Source organism: Rhodococcus sp. P3_B8, assembly GCF_056402775.1.
The window spans coordinates 1-4,404 of the sequence record NZ_JBFUGT010000432.1 but is presented as its reverse complement, the minus strand read 5'-3'; the positions used below and the strand labels follow the sequence as shown (position 1 = coordinate 4,404).

Below are 4,404 nucleotides of genomic sequence, written 5' to 3'. Positions count from 1 at the left end.
GCCACAGATCGTCGCGCGAGGCACACCCAGGCTCTTCTCGGCGCCGGACGTGGTCACTGATCTCGAACGCCGTCGCCTCGGTCCAGCGCGGCTCCGGTCCCGAGGTATCGATCCGTTGCGTCGCTCGCGGCTGGCTCGAAAGCCGCTCCGCCACGGCAGTTCGCAGAGCCTCGACGTCGAGCGGGGAGGTGGCCGGCCCGAGAACGACGAGCTTGAGCGTGTGGCCGGTGATCACCGCCGATTCGAGCCCCAGGATATGTGCGTCGTCGGCGGACAGCCGATCGGGATCCTCGCGGCTCACCTCGGCAAGTCTATTCGGATCTGCTCCTTTTCGAACCAGGAACGTCGGTCCCGCAGCTCAGCACGGACCCGGAGTGTTGCTTGCCTATATCACTTCGTCCGCGGCCCGGCCCGGACTTCACAGCGGTGCGGTGATCGGCGCCTCAGGGGCGTGCGTGACAGTGGTGCGCCCGGTCTCGAGGTACTCGGTGACGGCCTGGTCGACGACGGCGTTGCCACCCTGGATCCCCGCACCGTGATCTCCTCCCTCGACGGTGACGAGGTGCGCCCCCATGTCGTGGGCGAGCTGAACTCCGCCCTGATAGGGGGTCTGCGGGTCGCGCATTCCCTGCAGGACGAGCGGGGCCGTCGCCAGTCCTCGATTGCTCAACGTGGGCAGCGCGACAACGGGCGGCGCACCGGCACATTCGGGCCCGGCGCTGTAGCTGTACCCGATGAGGTCGAAGAGATCTCCGGTGACGAAGGTGGAGAAGAGCCAACCCGGAATGCGGTCCGGCCGAGCGGCGACATTGTTCTCGTTGCACAGGACCAGTGACTGCATCACCTGGGCCTGGGCAATCCGCTCGTACTCTTGCTCCGTCAGGTCGTCCATCGCGGTGCCGTCGGGAATCGCGTCTCGCCCGTCCCGGATCACCCGGGCCATGAGTGGCCAGCTGTTGCGGGCGGGAAGCACCTGCCGCGTCATCACGTAGATGCTGGACGACATCTGGGTGTGCGACGGGTCGGCGAGGCTACGGATGAAGGCCTCGAACTGAACGCGTGCCGGTCCGGTGAGATCGACCCCACCGCGATAAGCATCCGCAACGGCCTGCAGGCCGGGCGGTACGTCACCGATCTGGGCGGGCGGTGGCGCGAGGGTCGGGTTCCCGCCGGCTTCCTCGACGATCCGGTCCGACCACCGCTGATACACCTTCAGTGGGGTGTCACCGAGCCCGTACGTGTCGTCGTGGGYCGTGATCCAGTCCATGAGGTCGTAGAAGCGATCCTTGTAGCCGTCGTTCTGCTGCCACAACACGTCGTTCCACAGCCACTTCTGGTCGACCGCGGAATCGAGGACCATGCGACCGGTGTGCTGAGGGAAGAGCGTCGCATAGGTGGATCCGAGAATCGTGCCGTACGAGAGGCCGTAGATGTCGATGACGTCCTCGCCGAGTGCGATCCTGACCTGCTCCCAGTCCTTCGCGGTGTTCTCGGTCGTCAGGTGCGCCGTGGTGCCTGGCGCAGCGGACTCGCATGCGTTGCGCGTCGCAGCACCGCCGAAGCCGAGGCTCATCGCCGTCGTCTGTTCAGGGGCCAGCACGCACTCGACCGCGCCGGCGTAGGGAAGACCGCGCGGTTGGATACCGATCACGTCCCACTGTGCGCGGACCGCGTCGGGCAGGATCTCGACGAACATGCTGTTCGAGCCGATCGCGTCTCCGCCCGGCCCACCGGGATTGGTGAACAGCACGCCGCGGCGCGAGCTGGGATCCTCGGCGCGGTGGCGGGTGACGAGCACGTCGATCGTGCCGGCGGCGGGGTCCGCGTAGTTGCGGGGAACGGTGACCGAGGCGCACTGATCGGATGCCGGGTCCAGCTCGTATTCGGCCGGGCAGGACCCCCAGCGAAGATCGTCACCCGGTGCCGGCTGTGCGGTGGCGAGCGGTACCGCCCCCAGGGCGAGTGTGGCGGTGAGGCCGCCGATCAGGGCGACAAACCGAGCCCGCCGTGCAAACCTCGCGCCCGCGCGCTGCCTCGAGTCCAAGTGCCCATCGATCCCCGGCATACTCTCGCGATCCCCCTCGTAGTCCCGTGTCGTGACGACAGTGGCGCCTGGGCCGCAGCCCGCCCGCTACCGCCTCAGCAGCCAGTGTCTCAGACGCACCATCGCGACGACCGGTAACCCCGGAAACGAAGATGTCGCACGGAATGTCCGGGTGCACACGCCTTTGCGGTGCTGCGCCAGCGTGCACCACCGGCGGGACCGTCAAAGCCCGAACCGGAAGTGCTGTACCAAGGGATCGGCCGCGCCTGACGTACTGTATTGGCGTGCGCTACGAGGTAGTTGAGTCCGATACCGCGACCGCATTGGGCAGCGGTGACGTTCCGGTGCTGTCGACCCCACGGCTGATTGCGTGGATGGAGGCGGCCACCGTCGCCTGCGCTGCATCATTCATCAGTGCGGGCCAGACGACAGTGGGGACCGCTGTCCGAATCGAGCACCGCAGCCCGACACCGGTCGGTGCCAGCGTCGAGATCGCGGCCGAGCCACCAGCCGCCGCTGTCGGCCACCGCCTTACCTTCGCCGTGCGGGCGACCGATAGCTCGGGGAAGGTTGTCGCGTCGGGCGAGATCGACCGGGCGATCGTCGACCGGGACCGGTTTCTCGCGGCGACGTCACCCGCGAAGCCTGATCGCTGACCGAGCTTGTCGCGCACTGACCGCTGATCGCCACGTCACGACCAGCCCGATCCCCTAGCCCTGACGGTGGGCACCGTTGCTCACTCGTCGCTGAATAGTGACCGGTGGATCTCGGCGGATGTTTGCGTGGGTGAATCACCGGTGCGCGGCGCATCGGAGACGGGCTCGGGGGTGCTGTGGGTCAGCGTTCGCTGCGCAGAGAAGAGTGGGAGTTCGGATTTGTCGTGATCGATGGTCATTCTGTTCCTTGCTTCAGGTGTATGTGGGCGCGGCCGGTTGGGGTGATGGCGACCGGGTAGATCATGGTCGAAATGTGTCGCGGTCCGCATGACGTCGTAGGCAGCTCGCCATCAGGCGTGGTGTCGGCATCGAATCCGGGACGGCGCGCCCACCCCGGGAAGTGTTCGCGCGGTGCGGATCTGCGCGGCGCCTGGGCGTGCGTGCCTGTAGCCATTGGCATCAAATGGACGCTCCTCGCATCGGCCGCGAATCGGCCGGCATTCTTTCGAATCGGGAACGCCTGAGCGACTCGCTCGATGCGACGACCATTCCGATGTATCAAGCCTATACCCCCATACGATCCTCCTGCTGAGCAGTGAACGATCTCACTGCGCGGCCGCCGCGAATAAGCGACCTGCTGGGGCAGCGCCGCCCCCACCTCGCGCGGCCTGTTGCCGACCATTCCAGGTGATGATCGGGCGATCTACTCGCGAGGACCACACCCCAGGCGCCCGTCGCAAGCGATACTGGAATGCCCCACCCTCCGAGGAGACGTGAACATGAGCCTGTACGCAGTTGTGGACCCCGCCACCGGACAGACGGTGCGCGAATATCCGACCGCGACCGACGAGCAGATGCAGGCGRCGTTGTCCGCGGCGGAAAAGGCGCACCGTGAGTGGTCGCGCGGCTCGACGGTGGTTGAGCGCGCCGAACTGCTCAGGAAGGTGGCCGAGTTGCACACCGAACGCCGCGACGAACTGGCCAAGATCATCCAGAGGGAGATGGGCAAGCCACTGGACCAGTCGTTGGGGGAAGTCGACTTCAGCGCCGCGATCTATCAGTACTACGCCGACAACGCCCAGAAGTTCCTGGCTGACGAGCCGATCGACCTGGTCGAGGGTGAGGGTACCGCGCTGATCCGCCGCAACTCGATCGGCGTGCTGATCGGGATCATGCCGTGGAACTACCCCTACTACCAGGTCGCCCGGTTCGCGGGTCCGAATCTGGCGCTGGGCAACACCATCGTGCTCAAACACGCACCGCAGTGTCCGGAATCGGCGGCGGCACTTCACCAGATCTTCACCGACGCCGGATATCCGGAGGGCGCCTACGTCAACGTCTACGCCACCAATGAGCAGGTCGCCGACGCGATCGCCGACCCACGGGTCCAGGGCGTGTCGTTGACCGGGTCCGAGCGTGCGGGCGCAGCGGTCGCCGAGATCGCAGGCCGCAACCTCAAGAAGGTGGTACTGGAACTCGGGGGTTCCGATCCGTTCATCGTGCTCAGTTCAGATGACCTCGACGCCACCGTCAAAGCGGCAATAGAAGGTCGTTTCGAGAACACCGGGCAGGCGTGCAACGCCGCGAAGCGATTCATCGTCGCCGAGGACCTCTACGACGACTTCGTCGGTAGATTCACCGCGGAGGTGCTCGCCACCGCAGACGGACTCGCGCCGCTGTCGTCGGTGGCCGCCGCCGACCGGT

The 4,404-nt window shown here is 66.5% G+C and carries 5 protein-coding genes; 2 read left to right on the top strand and 3 right to left on the bottom strand.

Annotated elements, in window-relative coordinates:
- Together AC1D1G_RS42220 and AC1D1G_RS42215 are read right to left on the bottom strand one after the other, a co-directional pair.
- Window positions 1-301, bottom strand: a 301-nt coding sequence (locus tag AC1D1G_RS42220; RefSeq protein ID WP_477956602.1) for a wax ester/triacylglycerol synthase domain-containing protein, incomplete at its 3' end; no start/stop codon positions are given.
- Between the two features lie 117 nt (window positions 302-418).
- On the bottom strand, window positions 419-2,065 hold the full coding sequence (locus AC1D1G_RS42215) for an alpha/beta hydrolase (protein ID WP_477956601.1): 1,647 nt from the start codon (window positions 2,063-2,065) through the stop codon (window positions 419-421).
- A 263-nt stretch (window positions 2,066-2,328) separates the two neighbouring features.
- Here AC1D1G_RS42215 and AC1D1G_RS42210 point away from each other — a divergent pair, with 263 nt between their 5' ends.
- Entirely contained in the window at window positions 2,329-2,700 is a 372-nt protein-coding gene (locus AC1D1G_RS42210) for a thioesterase family protein (RefSeq protein ID WP_477956600.1), read from the top strand.
- An 80-nt stretch (window positions 2,701-2,780) separates the two neighbouring features.
- Here AC1D1G_RS42210 and AC1D1G_RS42205 read toward each other — a convergent pair whose 3' ends face one another.
- Complete coding sequence (locus AC1D1G_RS42205; RefSeq protein ID WP_016880869.1) at window positions 2,781-2,939, bottom strand: hypothetical protein; 159 nt, start codon at window positions 2,937-2,939, stop codon at window positions 2,781-2,783.
- Window positions 2,940-3,479: 540 nt separating this feature from the next.
- Here AC1D1G_RS42205 and AC1D1G_RS42200 point away from each other — a divergent pair.
- On the top strand, window positions 3,480-4,404 hold a 925-nt coding region (locus AC1D1G_RS42200; protein WP_477956599.1), incomplete at its 3' end, for an aldehyde dehydrogenase family protein.

Coding starts and splice junctions, on each gene's coding strand:
- AC1D1G_RS42205 (WP_016880869.1), bottom strand. CDS start 2,939: ATGACCATCGATCACGACAAATCCGAACTCCCACTCTTCTCTGCGCAG.